This window comes from Lentilactobacillus kefiri, assembly GCF_007989105.1.
Classification (GTDB): Bacteria; Bacillota; Bacilli; order Lactobacillales; family Lactobacillaceae; genus Lentilactobacillus; species Lentilactobacillus kefiri.
Genome location: NZ_BJVK01000006.1, coordinates 61,291 through 76,461, shown reverse-complemented (window position 1 = coordinate 76,461; position 15,171 = coordinate 61,291). Strand labels below are relative to the sequence as shown.

Below are 15,171 nucleotides of genomic sequence, written 5' to 3'. Positions count from 1 at the left end.
TTTTATCATCTCTCTATAGGCTTGTTTGTGACGAAAAACCAGCGCTTGGTTATTTCAGTAAATGGATTGTCGCCAAAGTCTGTAAACTCAAGCTCACTGCGATAGCCGGCTTTGGTAAGCAACTGATCAATCTCATCATAAGTGTAGGCTCTTTCACGGTGAATTTCGTTGTATGCATCATAAGCATCTTTATCTTCATTATATTGAAAGAAGTTTAATTCATGTTCAACCGAGATTGGGGCAAAATCGCCCTTATAGCTCGTCCACATGAAAGCAGCATCTTCACTTCGATAGTTGTACATGTATCCTGGATAAACGTCTTGAACCTGATGTGGCGTAATCATATCAAATAAGAACTGGCCCTTAGGCTTTAAATGATCAAAAACCGCTTGATATGCAGCCAATAAGTCATCTGATTTAATCAAATAATTCAGTGAATCGTCAAAGCAGGTAATGATATCATACTGGTCCAATCCGTCCAAAGAACGCATGTCGGTTTGAATAAAGGGCACGTCAACCTTTGCATCACGAGATCTTTGCTCAGCAATAGTCAGCATGTCCTCAGAGAGATCTGCTCCCGAAACCTGAAAGCCCATTTGCGCTAATTTGATAGCCAACCGGCCGGTCCCACAAGCAAGGTCTAAAATTTTAATATCACTATTTTCTTTACCGGTACTAGCGGCATAGCGGGCAACAAACTTTGCCCAGCGATCATATAGAGTTGCGTCAAACAAATCATCATAAAATTTGGCGAATTCTGTATATATCATGCTATGCCTCCACCCATGAATCGGTATTAACGATTGGTGCGTCTGACCAAAGTTTTTCCAAATTGTAAAAGTCACGGACATCCTTTTGGAAAATGTGGACAACAACATCGCCAAGATCAATCAAGATCCAACGAGCAGTATCCTTGCCTGAAACACTGTATACATTAACATCGTCTGCTTCAACTTGATCAACAATCTCATCGGCAATTGCTTTTACCTGTCGATTGGAATTGGCATCAGCAATCACAAAGTAGTCAGCCATCAGACTAACCTTTTGCATATCGAGAACAACGATATCGTTAGCCCGTTTACTATCAGCGGCACGAACGACAATTTCTGAAATCTTTTTACTATTCATATTAACTCCTTAATCTAATCCTGAGCCTGGTACCCAACTATTATAGGTAACAATTGTTTGTGGAAAAACTGGTTTATTATTTGCTATCAGATAACTCAGCGTCTGCTTAGTTTGATAAGCAACCCCTTGTTGGAGGTTGTTCATGGTAATCCGACGGGCATCATCAACACCGTCAAAATCTCGACCTGGTTCAATATAATCGGCCATATAGACAATTTGTTCAAGCGGCGTCATGTATTGATGACCCACCGTATGATATCTGACGGCATTTAAAATATCAATATCATTGATCTGTAATTCGTTTTTGACAAAAATCCAGCCAACGACACCGTGCCAAATTGCGTTACCGTAGTTCAACAATTCCGGATCCATTTGATACTCTTTAATGGCCTTAATAAAGTCCTCATCCGGGCGTTGCTTAGCATAATCGTGAACGAGTCCACCAATGGCAGCCTTTTCGATATTGACTCCATTACGTTCGGCCAAGTCCATCGCCGTTTGCTCAACTCTTAAACAGTGTTGAAAACGACTATCTGTTAATGCCGAATGAAGCTTAGCCACCAATTCATCACGAGTGTACGGAACAAAATGGCCTTGATATTTTAACTGATCATTTTTCATATAAATGGTTCTCCTTTATATAACGTTCTACAGAAGATGGTACCAAATATTTGATTGATTGATGTTGTCGGATTTTAGAACGAATAAGTGATGACGAAATGTCGATAAATGGGACATCAACCCAGATAACGGGATATTTGGAAGCCGGTGTGTAGCCATCGCGTTTAACGCCAACAAACGAAACCAGCTTCACTAAATCATCTATCCGGTACCACTTAGGCAAATAGTTAACCATATCGCCACCGATGATAAAGTAGTAATGATTTTCAGGGTGCTGCTGGGTTAATTGTTTCATCGTGTCATAAGAATAACTGACACCGCCTCGCATGATCTCTGTCATCTCAATCGCAAACTTGGGATTATCACGAATAGCCCCATTAATCATGGCAACCCGATCTTTCGCATCAATCGCAAATTTCCTGTCAACATGTGGCGGATTTGCATCTGGCATAAAGCAAACTTTATCCAGTCCCAGTTGGTCTAAAACCTGTTCAGCGATAATTAGATGGCCATTGTGAATAGGATTAAAGGTACCGCCAAGAATCCCAATCCGCCTACCCTTTTTTTGTTTAATCGTTTTGGCTTGTGTTAATGTTTCAACATTATTCAGAACGTTCGACATACCGAATTACCTCTAAATTGCAAAAACTTCATTGGATAATTTTTGATTATTTGTGTCTTTGGATGGTTTGAACAATACCAGCGTCTTACCAATCGTTTGAACAACAGTGACATCGCTTTTCGACTCAATATAGTCTTTAATGTCATCAACAGTAGCAGCTGAATTCTGAAGCACATTAATTTTGATAAGTTCTCTGGTATCAAGCGCTTTTTGAATCTCATCCAGCCAAACTGAAGAAAGGCCGTTTTTGCCGACTTCGAAAATTGGCCGCATGCGGTTAGCACTTGCTCTTAAAAAACGTTTTTGTTTTCCGGTTAATTTCATAAATACCTCTTTATTTTAAATCATTGCAGGACGCATCAAAACTGAAACGCCTTTTGGAGCCCAACCAGTTACGGAGACATCAGCAGGAATTGTCACCCATCCAAGACCCTCAATGACCAAATCACTCTTCTCAGTCGATTTGAATTCATGAGGTTCCAATGGTGGAAAATCAGCTTTTTGGTCTTCAGTTGGCGGTGTTAAGAACGAGCCAACATGACTGGCATAAAAGTCGTCAGCATTTTCCAACTTTGTCCGATGAATAAATAAATTATTCTCCGCATAAACCGTAAAACCGTGACGTTTGTCACCAGCATTGTAATCAAAGCGGGCAACTCCGGCAAAAAACAACGTCTGGCCAGGGTTTAACTGATACCCTTTTGGCTTGATTGTCTTTTGAGGTGTCACAAGGTTCAACTCTTTACCAGTTAAATGATGTGCCATTTGTTCCGGTTGAATGATTCCTGGGGTGTCGACAAGATTGCGACCATCCTTTAAAGGAATATCAATTCGGTCCAAGGTTGTTCCGGGAAATCTTGATGTTGTAATTAATTCTTTAATACCGGTTGATTGACGAACAATTGAATTGATCAACGTTGACTTACCGACATTGGTAACACCGACAACATAGACATCTTTGCCTTTACGTAATTTTTCAATTTTATCCAACAACTGATCAATATCATAATTGGTCTTTGCCGAAATCAATTCAACGTCAATTGGTCGGATACCTGCTGCGTTGGCTTGTTGACGAAGCCAATCCTTCACTTTGTTTTTCTTCAAAGCTTTAGGCAGGATATCCAGCTTATTTCCGACTAAAAGGACTGGATTGTTTCCAACAAATCGATGCAATCCAGGAATCATACTTCCATTAACATCAAAGATATCAACCACATAAACAATTAACGAGTCGGTATCGGAAATACTTGTTAACAGCTTTAAGAAGTCATCATCTGATAAACTGACGGGAGCAATTTCATTATAGTGCCGAAGTCGGAAGCAACGCTGACAATAGACTTCTCCATTTTCCAATCCTTTTTTTAAAGCAGATGCGGGCGTATACCCCAGTGCATCTTTATCTGTCGTTTGGACTGCTGCACCACAGCCGACACAATGAACGACTTCACCGTCAACAACAACTTCATTATTTGCCATAATTTCTCCTATTTCCAATGTAAATCTGGATATTTTTTCGATAATTTATTCCAGACAATTTTTTCAAAGTAACGATTGATCATGGTATTCCATGCATCATCACGAACGAGTGGTTTAACAAGAATGCTGCGCATGCCGCAACTATTAGCCGCTACAACGTCGGTCATTAACTGATCGCCAATCATAACCGTGTTGCGCTTCTGCAGATTAAATTCCTTTAACGCGTGACGAATACCAATCGTTAGTGGTTTCATTGCCCGAGGGACAAAAGGCAGTTGATAATCTTGAACTGCCTTTTGAATCCGCTTGTGACTGTTATTGGAAACAACAATGACTTTAATGCCATATTTTTTGTTTTCCGATAACCATTTATGCAGTGCGTCAGAACCCTTCTTGGAATTCCAAGGCACCAAAGTATTATCTAAATCGGTTAGAACACAGTTGATATTATGATCCAACAGGAACTGAGGAGAAATTGTATAAATATCTCCAATCATCCAAGTTGGTTTAAATCGAGACAACATATGTCGCTCCTTAAATATAGTTAATTTATTTAAAAAAACTTCCACCAAACTATCGGTGAAAGTCATTTTAGCACATCAAAATTACTTAAGTACTTTTTTAGCTTCGTCAGTAAGTGCTTTGAAAGCATCTGCATCATTAACAGCTAAATCAGCAAGCATTTTACGGTTCATGTCGATGTTGGCAAGCTTTAAACCGTGCATAAATTGGCTGTAGCTGAGGTCATTAAGACGAGCAGCAGCGTTGATACGAGCGATCCAGATCTTACGGAAGTTACCTTTGTTGTTACGACGGTCACGGAATGCATAAACCTGTGACTTCATTACTTGATCTTTGGCAGTCTTGAATAAACGAGACTTTCCACCGCGATAACCCTTAGCTAATTTTAAAACACGCTTACGACGTGCATGTGTGACTGTTCCACCTTTTACTCGTGGCATTTTGAATTCCTCCTATATTTTGAAAAGTAATAACTGAATGTATAGTTGATTTTATAGATGTGGCAATAATTTTCTGTAAGTCTTGATGTTAGTTTTGTCCATCATACTAGTACCACGAAGTTGGCGACGTTGCTTCTTTGTCTTACCGTGGAAACGGTGACTTGTGTAAGCATTGGCACTCTTAAATCCACCGTTGGCAGTTCTCTTGAAACGTTTTGCTGCAGCACGGTTTGTTTTTTGTTTAGGCATTGGTAAAAATCCTCCTCAAGTATTTAACAACTATTATTTTTTATCTGGATCTTTTGGTGAAAGCATTAAGAACATGCTTCTTCCGTCCATCTTGGGATGTTGAGTAACGGCAGCAACATCAGCCGTTTCAGCAGCCATTCGGTCAAGAACTTTTCGACCAATATCCTTATGGGTAATGGCACGTCCCTTAAATCGAATTGATACACGAACTTTTTCACCCTTTGCCAAGAACTTCTTGGCATTCTTCAACTTGGTGTTAAAATCGTTAACATCAATTGTTGGGCTTAATCGGACTTCCTTGACACTGATGACTTTTTGTTTCTTACGGGATTCACGTTCCTTCTTTTGCATTTCAAAACGATACTTCCCGTAATCAAGAATCTTTGCAACTGGTGGTTTGGCTTTCGGTGCAACCAAGACAAGATCCAAATCAGCGTCTTCAGCTAACTGAAGCGCTTGTGACTTAGACTTAACTCCAAGTTGATCACCATTAGCACCAATCAAACGAACCTCACGAGCACGGATTCCATCATTAACCATCATATCTTTTGCTATGGTACTTCACCTCCGAATAATTTGAAAAAGCAGAAAGAGAGCGGACACAGATTTGCGCCCGCTCTCAATTAAAGAACTTGAACGATCAAGTTCTTACTCGATATCATGCCCAGCAAACTTAGAAATTTACTCAGGCGAGAAGCGGGTAGCTCCTGCTTTCATTTGAACAACTATTAAATAATATCATCTAATCACTAATGTGTCAAACAGTGAATCATTGAACCGGTCATCCAATGGTGATTACTCTTCACGTGAATATGAAGCAATATCCTTTGAAACTTCGTCAATAAAGTCTGGAACTGACTTGGATTGGGTATCCTTTTCACCATACTTACGAACTGAAACACTGTTGCCATTAACTTCTTCGTCACCAACAACCAATGTGTATGGAATCTTGTGAGTTTGAGCATCACGGATTAAGTAACCCATCTTTTCAGCACGGGTATCAACAGATGAACGAATCTTCAATGCGCGAAGTTGTTCATTGATCTTCTTTGCGTAATCAAGATGCTTATCTTGGCTGACAGGAATAATCTTAACTTGGTGTGGAGCCAACCATGTTGGGAATGCACCTTTATAGATTTCAGTCAGGTAGGCAACAAATCGTTCCATAGTTGAAACCAAGCCACGGTGAATCATAACTGGACGATGTTGTTTACCATCTTCACCAATATAATGAAGGTCGAATCGTTCTGGGAGCATGAAGTCCAACTGGATGGTTGACAATGTTTCTTCGTTACCAAGGGCAGTCTTTGTTTGAACATCAAGCTTTGGACCGTAGAAGGCAGCTTCACCTTCAGCTTCGGTATACTTCAAGCCCATTTCATCCATGGCACCTTTAAGCATTGTTTGAGCCTTGGTCCACATTTCATCATCGTCGAAGTACTTTTCAGTATTGGCAGGATCACGATAACTCAAACGGAAAGTGTAATCACTGATATCAAAATCGTGGTATACATCAACCATCAAATTAAGGATCTTCTTGAATTCTTCTTGAATTTGATCAAGGGCAACAAATGTGTGACCATCATTCAATGTCATTTCACGAACACGTTGAAGTCCTGACAAAGCACCTGATTTTTCGTAACGGTGCATCATACCAAGTTCAGCGATCCGAAGTGGCAATTCACGGTATGAACGAATGTGGTGGTTGTAAATTTGAATATGACTAGGACAGTTCATTGGACGTAATTCAAGCATTTCGCCATCGCCCATGTCCATTGGTGGGAACATGTCTTCACGATAATGTGCCCAGTGACCTGACTGCTTGTACAGATCAAGGTTGGCAAGGACAGGTGTGTAAACGTGTTGGTAACCATTGGCAACTTCCTTGTCAACGATGTAACGTTCAATCGTTCTTCTGATAGTTGCACCATTTGGCATCCAGTAAGGAAGTCCGGCACCAACTTTAGGATCAACGAAGAACAAATCAAGTTCGTTACCAATTACACGGTGATCACGTTCATGAGCTTCTTTACGCTTTTCAAGGTCGGCATCCAATTCTTTTTGCTTGTTAAATGCTGTTGCATAAATTCTTTGCAGCATTGGATTGGATGACTTACCCTGCCAGTATGCACCGGCAACTGAAAGTAATTTGAAGATCTTAACTTTACCGGTTGATGGTAATACGGCACCTTCTGCGATTGACTTGAAGTCGTCAATTTCAAAGAACTTAACCTTGCCGTCAACTTCATTTTCCTTAACCAATTCTTTTTGGTATGGGTCGTCGCCGGCAACTTTAGCTGCTTCATCGGCACTCAGGAAAACAACCTTAATTGGCAGGTCCTTCTTGATGATCTTATGCATTGACTGGCTAAGGCCTTCCAATTGATCAACACTGATTTGGGTGTCAGGCTTGTCGGTATCAACAAAGAATCCATCTTCATCGGCATCACTTTCACCAAAGTGAATATTGTTAAACTCTTTGGCAATTGCCATCTTCAAGATTTGAGCTGCGGTTGCACGCAAAACGCTCAAACCATCTTTGCTGTCAGAGGTGATGATTTCAATCTTTCCGCCTTTATGTAAAGGTTCGTCGTTATTTACAAGTTTGCCGTCTAATTTTGCTGCAACGGCCTTTTTACCTAAACTAACCGCAATTGACTTGGCGATATCTTCTGAGGTAACACCATCGTCAAATTGTTTAACACTGCCATCTGGAAATTCAAACGAAAGTTTTGACATATTTCCTACTTCCTTTTTTTATTTTAATTGGAGCCACAAAAAAAGTCCCTGATATACTTTTACAGCATATCAGGGACGCAATTAGCGCGGTTCCACCCAAATTGGATTTTTGGATACAAATATCCAAAAAGCTCTCAAGTGGCTGCTAACGGTACCGACCGGGAAAGCATTATCCGCAATCCATTCCAAAGAGTGGTAATAATTAATTTCTAAACAAATGGTCTTCCAGGCTAGAACCATTCTCCCTGTGATGAGAAGTAATTATCATGTCTCTTTGATTCATTGAATTTAGTATAGAGTTGCCCTTTAAAAATGTCAATTAAATTTGCAAATTAAACTGGCCGACGATTCTTTCCAGTCATCTCAACTTCACGTGACAGGAATTTGATCCGCTGCATCAATCGCTTGGCTTTCAAGGGTTCGTCGTCACCTTTTTGATTAATCCGCAAATGTTCCTGTTCAAGTTGAGCCATTGAAAAGTTTGATGTAAAGAATGTCGGTAATTGTTGCTGCATCCGATACTCCAAGATAACTCCAAGGACTTCATCACGGACCCATGAAGACATCGAATCTGCTCCGATATCGTCAATCATCAAGACTGGCGACTTCTTAATTACATCAATTTTTTCAGTTACGGTGTTATCGGTAATTGCAGATTTCATCTCCACGGCAAAGCTGGGGAAATGAACCATCGTTGTCTGAATATTATTATCAGCAAGTTCGTTGGCGATTGCACCTGTCAGATACGTTTTGCCGACACCAAAGGGGCCGTATATGTACAAGCCGGGATGAAATGTCTTGGGATTTGCTTTCATTTGGTCAATAAAATTCAGAGCCATTGAAAGTGCGGTAAAGCGATCGGGATCCGGATTAGCCGGATCAGCACCGTCAAATTCCGCAATTCTGGCATTTTTGATATCTTTTGGCATCGAAACTGTCCGAATGCGACGTGCCAGTGATTGATTACGCTGCTTTTCAATGACTTCAGGAGAAGCAGTATATGAAATGTCAATCAGGTGGTCGTTAATCACCAACTGTGGCAGGTATCCTGGAGCAAAAGACTTTTTCTTTTCTTTGATCTGATTTTTAACATTGACGTATTCGTAGAGTTTGGCGGCGGATCTGTCCACTGCGTCGTCAGCCAATTCATCTCGATGATCATTTAAAAATTTGGCAATTTCGGGATCATTCTTGATTTGGTTAATAATCTTGGTGAATCCTTGGCTGACGTTGCCGCCTTTGAATCGACGATCTTCCATTAACTTTTTAACAAAGTCACTTACTTTTTCCATTTATTTCACCTACTTCCGGGCTTTTTTAATTTATCAAGCTGTTCTTTGAGCTGCTTTTTCTGAGCTTCAGTTAACTGATTATTCGTTTTTGCTGCTGGTTTCGAATTCTGGTCATCCTTTGCCCAATCAGGCAAGGTCTCTTTAACATTAACTTTTCGCTGCTTGTATTTGGCAGCTCGTTGTTCGGCCTTCTTTTTAAGCATGACGGGTCGTTGCTTAATTTCGGCAATGGCTTTTTCGGCATCAACAATGTTGTGCTGTGACCAGTCATCGGCGATTGTCGACATCAGATTTTTATTCAGCGTTGAACGATTCTCCTCGACTAGCAAATAGTAAATCAAAATATTAATGACTTCATTTGGCAAGACCCGGAGATTGACCAGTTCCGACAACGTCCGCTGTTCACCACTGGTAACAATCCCGTGTTTTTGCTTTTTGATTTGTTCAAGGAAGGCAACCGGAGCCAATTCTTTACTAATTGAGATCAACTGCTCGGTAGCATTATTTGCGGATTTCGAAGTTGACTGATCGGGCTCTGATGACACTGGTTGATGGTCAATCGTGTCCGCCTGATGCTTATTAAAGCTATCGGCAATAATCGCCTTTAACTGGGGCTGATTGAGTTCATTGGTGCTCAGGTTGGTTGCCTTTTGAATCAGTTTGGCCATCTGAATTTCATCAATGCCATAGAGCAGGTGCTCGGACATAATGAGATCTCGGGCAGCCTTCACACTATTCACATCCACGTAGGAATTTTCAAGCATACTCAAGAGAAGCCGGAAGTCAAAGTGTTGACTGTCAGGCTCAAAATCGCTTTTATCGACACTGGCATTTGCCCGCACCACTTTTTGTTTAGCCTCGTTAACCGCACCTGGAATTGTTTTAACCAGGTTTTGCGGAACATTAAACAAATCCAACAACTTGGCGGAAACATCGGTTGTTTCTCCCAAATTGGGAGTTGGGGCAACCAAACGATCAACAATCTGCTGATACGTCTCATTTCCAACCTTGCCTAATAAAATAATCGACAAAATATCCGTTCGCAAAAACTGTTCTGCTGATAAAGGCAGATTCAGCGAATAGATCAAAACATCCTTCTTTTCGGTTGAAATTAAGGTGTTAATCAACTTAACAGCTTCCAGTTGCTTTCTGATGGCAACCAGATTTTCAATCTTACAGTTGAGCATACTTTGAATCTCATAATGTTTATGAAGGACCAATTGATTATGATCGTCCAAACTCATCGACCACAACAAATTGTATAATGCGATTGCTTTTTCACCAATAATTGGTTGATACAAATTGGTAAGGACACTATGATCCAAGCTTCGATTGATATGGGCATTAATAACTAAATATTTGGTATCAGGCGTCAACTTATCCAGGGAATTCAACATTTATTTTCCCTCCGAGTTATCCTGATGCTTTTTCTTATCCTTTTCCATAATTTCTTTCAGCTCTTTATAAAAGACCGACATATCCTTAAATTGGCGATAGACACTGGCAAATCTGATATAGGCAATTTCATCCAAATTAACCAGATCCTCCATCACATATTCACCAATCTGCTGGCTGGAAACCTCATTTTCGCCAAGTGATCGGAGCTTATTTTCAACCCGATCAACCAAATTGGTAATCGCATCCATTGAAACCGGTCGTTTTTCGGCAGATCTGACAATTCCTTTTAATAATTTTTCTCTGTTGAATTCTTCACGGTTACCATTTTTCTTTACAACCAACAATGGGGTGACTTCCACCCGTTCAAACGTTGTAAATCGAAAACCGCAGTGTTCACACTCTCTTCGTCGTCTGATCACCCGACCATCATCTGTAGGCCGGCTGTCAACAACCTTTGAGCCGTTATATCCGCAATGAGGACATTGCATGGCGTTCACCTCGTCTATTTCATTTCATTTGCCAACCAATTATCGACTTGGAGCAGCGTTTGTTCGGCTGTACCAGAGTTATAAATAATTGTATCAGCCAAATTGCATTTTGTCTGCAACGGCCATTGGTTTTGAATTCTCTTATTAGCATTCACAATACTCAGTTTATTGCGTTTCATCAAACGGTGCAACTGCGTGACCGGATCAGTGTAGACAACGACCAATTCATCGACTAAATGGGCATAGCCGTTTTCAAATAAAGTTGGCGCATCCAGAACCGTCAAAGGAACCGACTGATACGCGGCGAGTTGTTTAAAGATTTCCGATCGGATAAAGGGATCAATAATTCTGACCAACTGCTTCAAATCACTGGGATTATTGAAAACAATTTTGCCTAATTCCGATCGGTTTAGTGCCCCGTCGGAAAGGATGATCTGCGGGCCAAAGGCTTTAACTAAAGCTTCAAGTCCCGGCGTTCCCTTTGCTTCTACTTTGTGAGTGACCAAGTCGGCGTCAATCACTGGAATACCCTTTTTTTGTAGATAGCCGCTCACGAGCGATTTACCGGTCGCGATGCCACCAGTTAAACCAACTAATTTTGTCATTTCTTAACACCACGCAACCGTTGACACTTCGGGCAAAAGTGCGTGCCTCTTTGGGCCAACTTGATTTTAACGATTTTGGTTCCACATCGTGGGCAGGGTTCACCCTCTCTGCCATACACATTTAAGTGATTTTGAAACTGTCCAGCTTCGCCGTATGCAGTTGAATATGAATGAACGGTTGTGCCATGGCCTGCAATTGCTCTTGCCAGTTCGTCAATAATGTTCTTTCGTAAGACTTTAATCTTTGCGAGACTAATTGTATTGACCGGCTGTTTGGGGTTAATTTTACTCAACCATAAGACCTCATCGGCGTAAATGTTTCCCAAACCGGCGATGTTGCTTTGATCCAGCAGAAACGGCTTGATAACTTTCCGGCTTTTTGCGAAAATCCGCTTCATATACTCGACCGTCAAATCTTTTTCGGTTGGTTCCGGTCCAATGGTTTTCAAACCGGCAACCTGCATCTCGGTTCCAGTATCAACCAAGTTCATCCGCCCAAATTTTCGGGTATCGTTATACCTTAACTGACGCCCATCCGTTAAGTGGAAAATAATGTGCGTGTGCTTATCAATGGGCGATCCTTCCGGTTCAACATCGTATTTCCCTTCCATCCGAAGATGGGACACAATCGTCAAATGACCACTCAGGCGAATAAAAAGATATTTCCCCCGACGATCAATCTTTTCAATTCGTTTGCCACGAAGAGCTTCTTTAAAATCATCAGGAGGAAGATTAATCATTTTTGCATATAAAACGTCAACTGTTTTGATGGTACTTCCCTCAACTAATTGAGTCAGCCCGCGTCTTACAGTCTCAACTTCAGGTAATTCAGGCATTTTAGATCCCCCATTAATTCAAATTATTTTGCATCATACCATGTTTTACCCCAGTGGCTTTCAACCTTCAATGGAACGTGCAGCTTGATTGCCGAATCCATGACACTTGGAATTAACTTTTTGACAGTTTCCATTTCTTCATCTGGAACTTCGAAGATTAATTCATCGTGGACCTGGAGTAACATTCTGGTCTTCATATCTTTAATAGCATCTGCCATATTAATCATGGCAATTTTGATAATATCCGCTGCGCTTCCTTGGATTGGTGTGTTCATCGCGGTTCTTTCAGCAAACGAACGCAGGTTGAAGCTCTTGGCATTGATATCGGGCAAATAACGCCGTCTGTGGGCAATTGTTTCAACATAGCGGTGATTCCGTGCAAATTCCACAATATCGTTCATATACTTCTTTACGCCGGGATATTCTTCGAAGTAACGCTGAATAAATTGATGCGCATGCTTACGGGTAATACCGGTATTCTTTGACAAACCAAAATCACTAATACCGTAAACAATTCCAAAATTAACCGCCTTTGCCTGACGTCTCAAATCAGGAGTTACTTCCTCGTTGGAAGGCAATCCAAAGATTCTCCTGGCAGTAGTGGCATGAATATCTTCACCGTTTTTAAAGGCATCCTGCATGTTTTTGTCCTCAGTAATTGAAGCCAAAACCCGCAGTTCAATTTGCGAATAATCGGATGAAAAGATTTGCCAACCGGGATGCGATGGAATAAATGCTTGACGAATCAAACGGCCTTCTTCAGTTCGAACCGGGATGTTCTGTAAGTTTGGATCTACTGAAGACAATCGGCCGGTCTGGGTTAAAGTCTGCAAATATCTGGTGTGAACCTTGGAATCATCTTTATGAATCACCTTCAAGAGGCCATCAACGTATGTGGAAAGTAACTTGGCAATTTGACGGTAATCCAAGACATTTTGGACGATCGGTGCATCTGGCGCCAGCTTTTCCAAAACATCGACTGAAGTTGAATAGCCGGTTTTAGTCTTTTTCAAAATTGGCAAACGTAACTTTTCAAACAAAATCTTACCAAGCTGCTTGGGTGAACCAATATTAAATTCTTCGCCAGCTTCTTGATAAATTGTCTGTTGAATTTCTGCCAAACGCTCTTTGAACTTGCTGCCCATACTTTCAAGAGTGGCAGAATCCACTTTAATGCCGTTGATTTCCATTTGGGCCAATACAAACGCAATCTTAATTTCAATGTCGCGATAGAGCTTGGTTTGATTATGCTCGTCAAGATCTTTAAACATTTCATCGTGTAACTGATCAATCGCATTGACTTTATGAACCAAGTGGGACAAAAATTCGGGTGATTCAGTCTCAATCTTACGCTTGGCACCCTTGCCATAAACTTCTTCATCGGTTTTAACATTATAGAACCCGTGCAGATGGGCAACGGTTCCAACGTCATTACTATTATTAGTTGTATTAAGCAAATATGAGACCAGCAGCATATCGAAGTCAACATTTTGAAGCTTGATACCCTGACGGTATAAGCCAACATAGGTCCGTTTGGCATCAAAAACGTTCTTCTTGATTTTCTGACTTGTCAGTAATCGTTTAACGTGGTCGTTTTCCAACAGGTCCGGGTTATTGGTTGCGTACCACTTGTCCCCTTGGCCAATGGCAAATCCCACTAACGGCGAGATATGATAATTTTCTTCGGACATCTCAAGATGAAATGAAACTTCGTCCGTAAACTGATCAAGCTCGGAGACGTTTTTTGCATCTAAAACGGTATATTGAATGGCCTTTTGATCATCAGCGTGATCATTATCATCAACTGACAATTTTGACAGAAATGATTTAAAGCCCATTCGCTCATAAAAATCAGTGAGCTTTTCAATATTATCACCTTGATATTTTAGTTTATCCAAGGAAATTGTAATGGGTGCCTCACGATTAATCGTTGCCAAAGTATGAGCTCTTTCGGCCTGCTTTTGATCGTTAATCAAATGTTCTTTTAATTTTTTGCCTGAGACCTGATCAATATTCTTATAAAGGTTTTCAATCGTGCCAAATTGCTGAACCAGCTTAACGGCAGTCTTATCACCAACTTTTTCGACACCTGGATAATTATCAGAGTTATCACCCTTCAGACCTTTAATCTCAATAATTTGACTCGGCTTAACACCGAGCTTTTCTTCCACGTGTTTTGGTGTGTAGGTTTCCAATTCTGTCACACCTTTTTTGGAAACCTGAACGGTTGTCTTGTCGGAAGTCAGTTGCGTTAAATCGCGGTCTCCAGTCACGATAACAACCTTATAATCACCGGCATCTTCAGCTTGCTTCGCCAACGTACCGATAATATCATCGGCTTCATAATTGGGCAGCTCATAAGTTTGAATGCCACGGTCGTTCAGAAGTTCTTTGATAAATGGGAATTGTTCTGATAATTCAGTCGGCGTTTTTGCCCGACCACCCTTATAATCCGCATACATTTTAGTTCGGAATGTAACTTTACCAGCATCAAACGCCACCAGCACGTCGGTTGGCTTTTCAGTAGTTAAAACCTTGTCCAGCATCCGATTAAAACCAAAGATGGCGCTGGTGTGCAGGCCGGATGAATTTGTAAATTTATCCATGGCAGTGTACAAGGCATAAAATGCTTTAAAAGCGACACTATTACCATCGATTAATAATAATTTCTTAGTCATTGACTTCTCCTCTGATGAAAACTATTACTTTAATTTTACCACGACAGATAACAAAAAACGATCAACCAACTCAATGG

17 protein-coding genes and 1 other annotated feature are annotated in these 15,171 nt (G+C 40.8%); all 17 genes read right to left on the bottom strand.

The features are described 5' to 3' along the window. Nucleotides 1-5: 5 nt before the first annotated feature. The gene (locus LKE01_RS03855; protein ID WP_054768961.1) at nt 6-770 is read right to left on the bottom strand and encodes a class I SAM-dependent DNA methyltransferase; all 765 of its coding nucleotides are present in this window, start codon (nt 768-770) and stop codon (nt 6-8) included. Between the two features lies 1 nt (nt 771). Continuing rightward, the gene (rsfS, locus tag LKE01_RS03850) at nt 772-1,128 is read right to left on the bottom strand and encodes a ribosome silencing factor (RefSeq protein WP_054768960.1); all 357 of its coding nucleotides are present in this window, start codon (nt 1,126-1,128) and stop codon (nt 772-774) included. Nucleotides 1,129-1,137: 9 nt separating this feature from the next. Beyond that, nucleotides 1,138-1,749 carry a bis(5'-nucleosyl)-tetraphosphatase (symmetrical) YqeK gene (yqeK, locus tag LKE01_RS03845; RefSeq protein WP_056981255.1) on the bottom strand — a complete coding sequence of 204 codons (612 nt, stop codon included), beginning with the start codon at nt 1,747-1,749 and terminating at the stop codon, nt 1,138-1,140. Continuing rightward, on the bottom strand, nt 1,739-2,371 hold the full coding sequence (locus LKE01_RS03840; RefSeq protein WP_056981253.1) for a nicotinate-nucleotide adenylyltransferase: 633 nt from the start codon (nt 2,369-2,371) through the stop codon (nt 1,739-1,741). The genes yqeK and LKE01_RS03840 overlap by 11 nt, the downstream gene beginning before the upstream one ends. A gap of 12 nt (nt 2,372-2,383) precedes the next feature. Beyond that, nucleotides 2,384-2,695: a ribosome assembly RNA-binding protein YhbY gene (gene yhbY / locus LKE01_RS03835; protein WP_056981250.1), complete on the bottom strand. Its 312-nt coding sequence runs from the start codon at nt 2,693-2,695 to the stop codon at nt 2,384-2,386. 15 nt (nt 2,696-2,710) lie between these two features. After that, nucleotides 2,711-3,847, bottom strand: a complete 1,137-nt coding sequence (gene yqeH / locus LKE01_RS03830; protein ID WP_056981248.1) for a ribosome biogenesis GTPase YqeH — start codon at nt 3,845-3,847, stop codon at nt 2,711-2,713. An 8-nt stretch (nt 3,848-3,855) separates the two neighbouring features. Then, nucleotides 3,856-4,371 carry a YqeG family HAD IIIA-type phosphatase gene (locus LKE01_RS03825; protein ID WP_056981246.1) on the bottom strand — a complete coding sequence of 172 codons (516 nt, stop codon included), beginning with the start codon at nt 4,369-4,371 and terminating at the stop codon, nt 3,856-3,858. An 81-nt stretch (nt 4,372-4,452) separates the two neighbouring features. Further along, entirely contained in the window at nt 4,453-4,809 is a 357-nt protein-coding gene (gene rplT, locus LKE01_RS03820; RefSeq protein WP_054768958.1) for a 50S ribosomal protein L20, read from the bottom strand. Nucleotides 4,810-4,860: 51 nt separating this feature from the next. Further along, nucleotides 4,861-5,058 (bottom strand): 50S ribosomal protein L35, encoded by a 198-nt coding sequence (gene rpmI / locus LKE01_RS03815; protein ID WP_056981245.1) that lies wholly within the window; start codon nt 5,056-5,058, stop codon nt 4,861-4,863. Nucleotides 5,059-5,091: 33 nt separating this feature from the next. Then, nucleotides 5,092-5,601, bottom strand: coding sequence for a translation initiation factor IF-3 (infC, locus tag LKE01_RS03810; protein WP_056981243.1), 510 nt, complete (start codon nt 5,599-5,601; stop codon nt 5,092-5,094). A gap of 38 nt (nt 5,602-5,639) precedes the next feature. Next, nucleotides 5,640-5,777 (bottom strand) — a sequence feature (ribosomal protein L20 leader region). A 76-nt stretch (nt 5,778-5,853) separates the two neighbouring features. Next, the gene (gene thrS, locus LKE01_RS03805; protein ID WP_056981241.1) at nt 5,854-7,797 is read right to left on the bottom strand and encodes a threonine--tRNA ligase; all 1,944 of its coding nucleotides are present in this window, start codon (nt 7,795-7,797) and stop codon (nt 5,854-5,856) included. Between the two features lie 332 nt (nt 7,798-8,129). Continuing rightward, the gene (gene dnaI / locus LKE01_RS03795; RefSeq protein ID WP_056981238.1) at nt 8,130-9,089 is read right to left on the bottom strand and encodes a primosomal protein DnaI; all 960 of its coding nucleotides are present in this window, start codon (nt 9,087-9,089) and stop codon (nt 8,130-8,132) included. Nucleotides 9,090-9,094: 5 nt separating this feature from the next. Next, a complete protein-coding gene (locus tag LKE01_RS03790; RefSeq protein ID WP_054768956.1) occupies nt 9,095-10,486 on the bottom strand; it encodes a replication initiation and membrane attachment family protein in 1,392 nt (463 codons plus the stop codon). After that, the gene (gene nrdR, locus LKE01_RS03785; RefSeq protein WP_056981236.1) at nt 10,487-10,975 is read right to left on the bottom strand and encodes a transcriptional regulator NrdR; all 489 of its coding nucleotides are present in this window, start codon (nt 10,973-10,975) and stop codon (nt 10,487-10,489) included. It abuts the gene before it with no gap. A gap of 14 nt (nt 10,976-10,989) precedes the next feature. Continuing rightward, nucleotides 10,990-11,580 (bottom strand): dephospho-CoA kinase, encoded by a 591-nt coding sequence (gene coaE, locus LKE01_RS03780; RefSeq protein WP_056981232.1) that lies wholly within the window; start codon nt 11,578-11,580, stop codon nt 10,990-10,992. Next, nucleotides 11,577-12,416, bottom strand: a complete 840-nt coding sequence (gene mutM / locus LKE01_RS03775; protein WP_054768955.1) for a DNA-formamidopyrimidine glycosylase — start codon at nt 12,414-12,416, stop codon at nt 11,577-11,579. The genes coaE and mutM overlap by 4 nt, the downstream gene beginning before the upstream one ends. A 23-nt stretch (nt 12,417-12,439) precedes the next feature. After that, the gene (polA, locus tag LKE01_RS03770; protein ID WP_056981231.1) at nt 12,440-15,094 is read right to left on the bottom strand and encodes a DNA polymerase I; all 2,655 of its coding nucleotides are present in this window, start codon (nt 15,092-15,094) and stop codon (nt 12,440-12,442) included. Nucleotides 15,095-15,171: the final 77 nt, after the last annotated feature.

What these genes read in the sequence shown, in the direction of transcription:
- LKE01_RS03855 (WP_054768961.1), bottom strand. Translation starts at nt 770, where the DNA reads ATGATATATACAGAATTCGCCAAATTTTATGATGATTTGTTTGACGCA.
- rsfS (WP_054768960.1), bottom strand. Translation starts at nt 1,128, where the DNA reads ATGAATAGTAAAAAGATTTCAGAAATTGTCGTTCGTGCCGCTGATAGT.
- yqeK (WP_056981255.1), bottom strand. Translation starts at nt 1,749, where the DNA reads ATGAAAAATGATCAGTTAAAATATCAAGGCCATTTTGTTCCGTACACT.
- LKE01_RS03840 (WP_056981253.1), bottom strand. Translation starts at nt 2,371, where the DNA reads ATGTCGAACGTTCTGAATAATGTTGAAACATTAACACAAGCCAAAACG.
- yhbY (WP_056981250.1), bottom strand. Translation starts at nt 2,695, where the DNA reads ATGAAATTAACCGGAAAACAAAAACGTTTTTTAAGAGCAAGTGCTAAC.
- yqeH (WP_056981248.1), bottom strand. Translation starts at nt 3,847, where the DNA reads ATGGCAAATAATGAAGTTGTTGTTGACGGTGAAGTCGTTCATTGTGTC.
- LKE01_RS03825 (WP_056981246.1), bottom strand. Translation starts at nt 4,371, where the DNA reads ATGTTGTCTCGATTTAAACCAACTTGGATGATTGGAGATATTTATACA.
- rplT (WP_054768958.1), bottom strand. Translation starts at nt 4,809, where the DNA reads ATGCCACGAGTAAAAGGTGGAACAGTCACACATGCACGTCGTAAGCGT.
- rpmI (WP_056981245.1), bottom strand. Translation starts at nt 5,058, where the DNA reads ATGCCTAAACAAAAAACAAACCGTGCTGCAGCAAAACGTTTCAAGAGA.
- infC (WP_056981243.1), bottom strand. Translation starts at nt 5,601, where the DNA reads ATGATGGTTAATGATGGAATCCGTGCTCGTGAGGTTCGTTTGATTGGT.
- thrS (WP_056981241.1), bottom strand. Translation starts at nt 7,797, where the DNA reads ATGTCAAAACTTTCGTTTGAATTTCCAGATGGCAGTGTTAAACAATTT.
- dnaI (WP_056981238.1), bottom strand. Translation starts at nt 9,089, where the DNA reads ATGGAAAAAGTAAGTGACTTTGTTAAAAAGTTAATGGAAGATCGTCGA.
- LKE01_RS03790 (WP_054768956.1), bottom strand. Translation starts at nt 10,486, where the DNA reads ATGTTGAATTCCCTGGATAAGTTGACGCCTGATACCAAATATTTAGTT.
- nrdR (WP_056981236.1), bottom strand. Translation starts at nt 10,975, where the DNA reads ATGCAATGTCCTCATTGCGGATATAACGGCTCAAAGGTTGTTGACAGC.
- coaE (WP_056981232.1), bottom strand. Translation starts at nt 11,580, where the DNA reads ATGACAAAATTAGTTGGTTTAACTGGTGGCATCGCGACCGGTAAATCG.
- mutM (WP_054768955.1), bottom strand. Translation starts at nt 12,416, where the DNA reads ATGCCTGAATTACCTGAAGTTGAGACTGTAAGACGCGGGCTGACTCAA.
- polA (WP_056981231.1), bottom strand. Translation starts at nt 15,094, where the DNA reads ATGACTAAGAAATTATTATTAATCGATGGTAATAGTGTCGCTTTTAAA.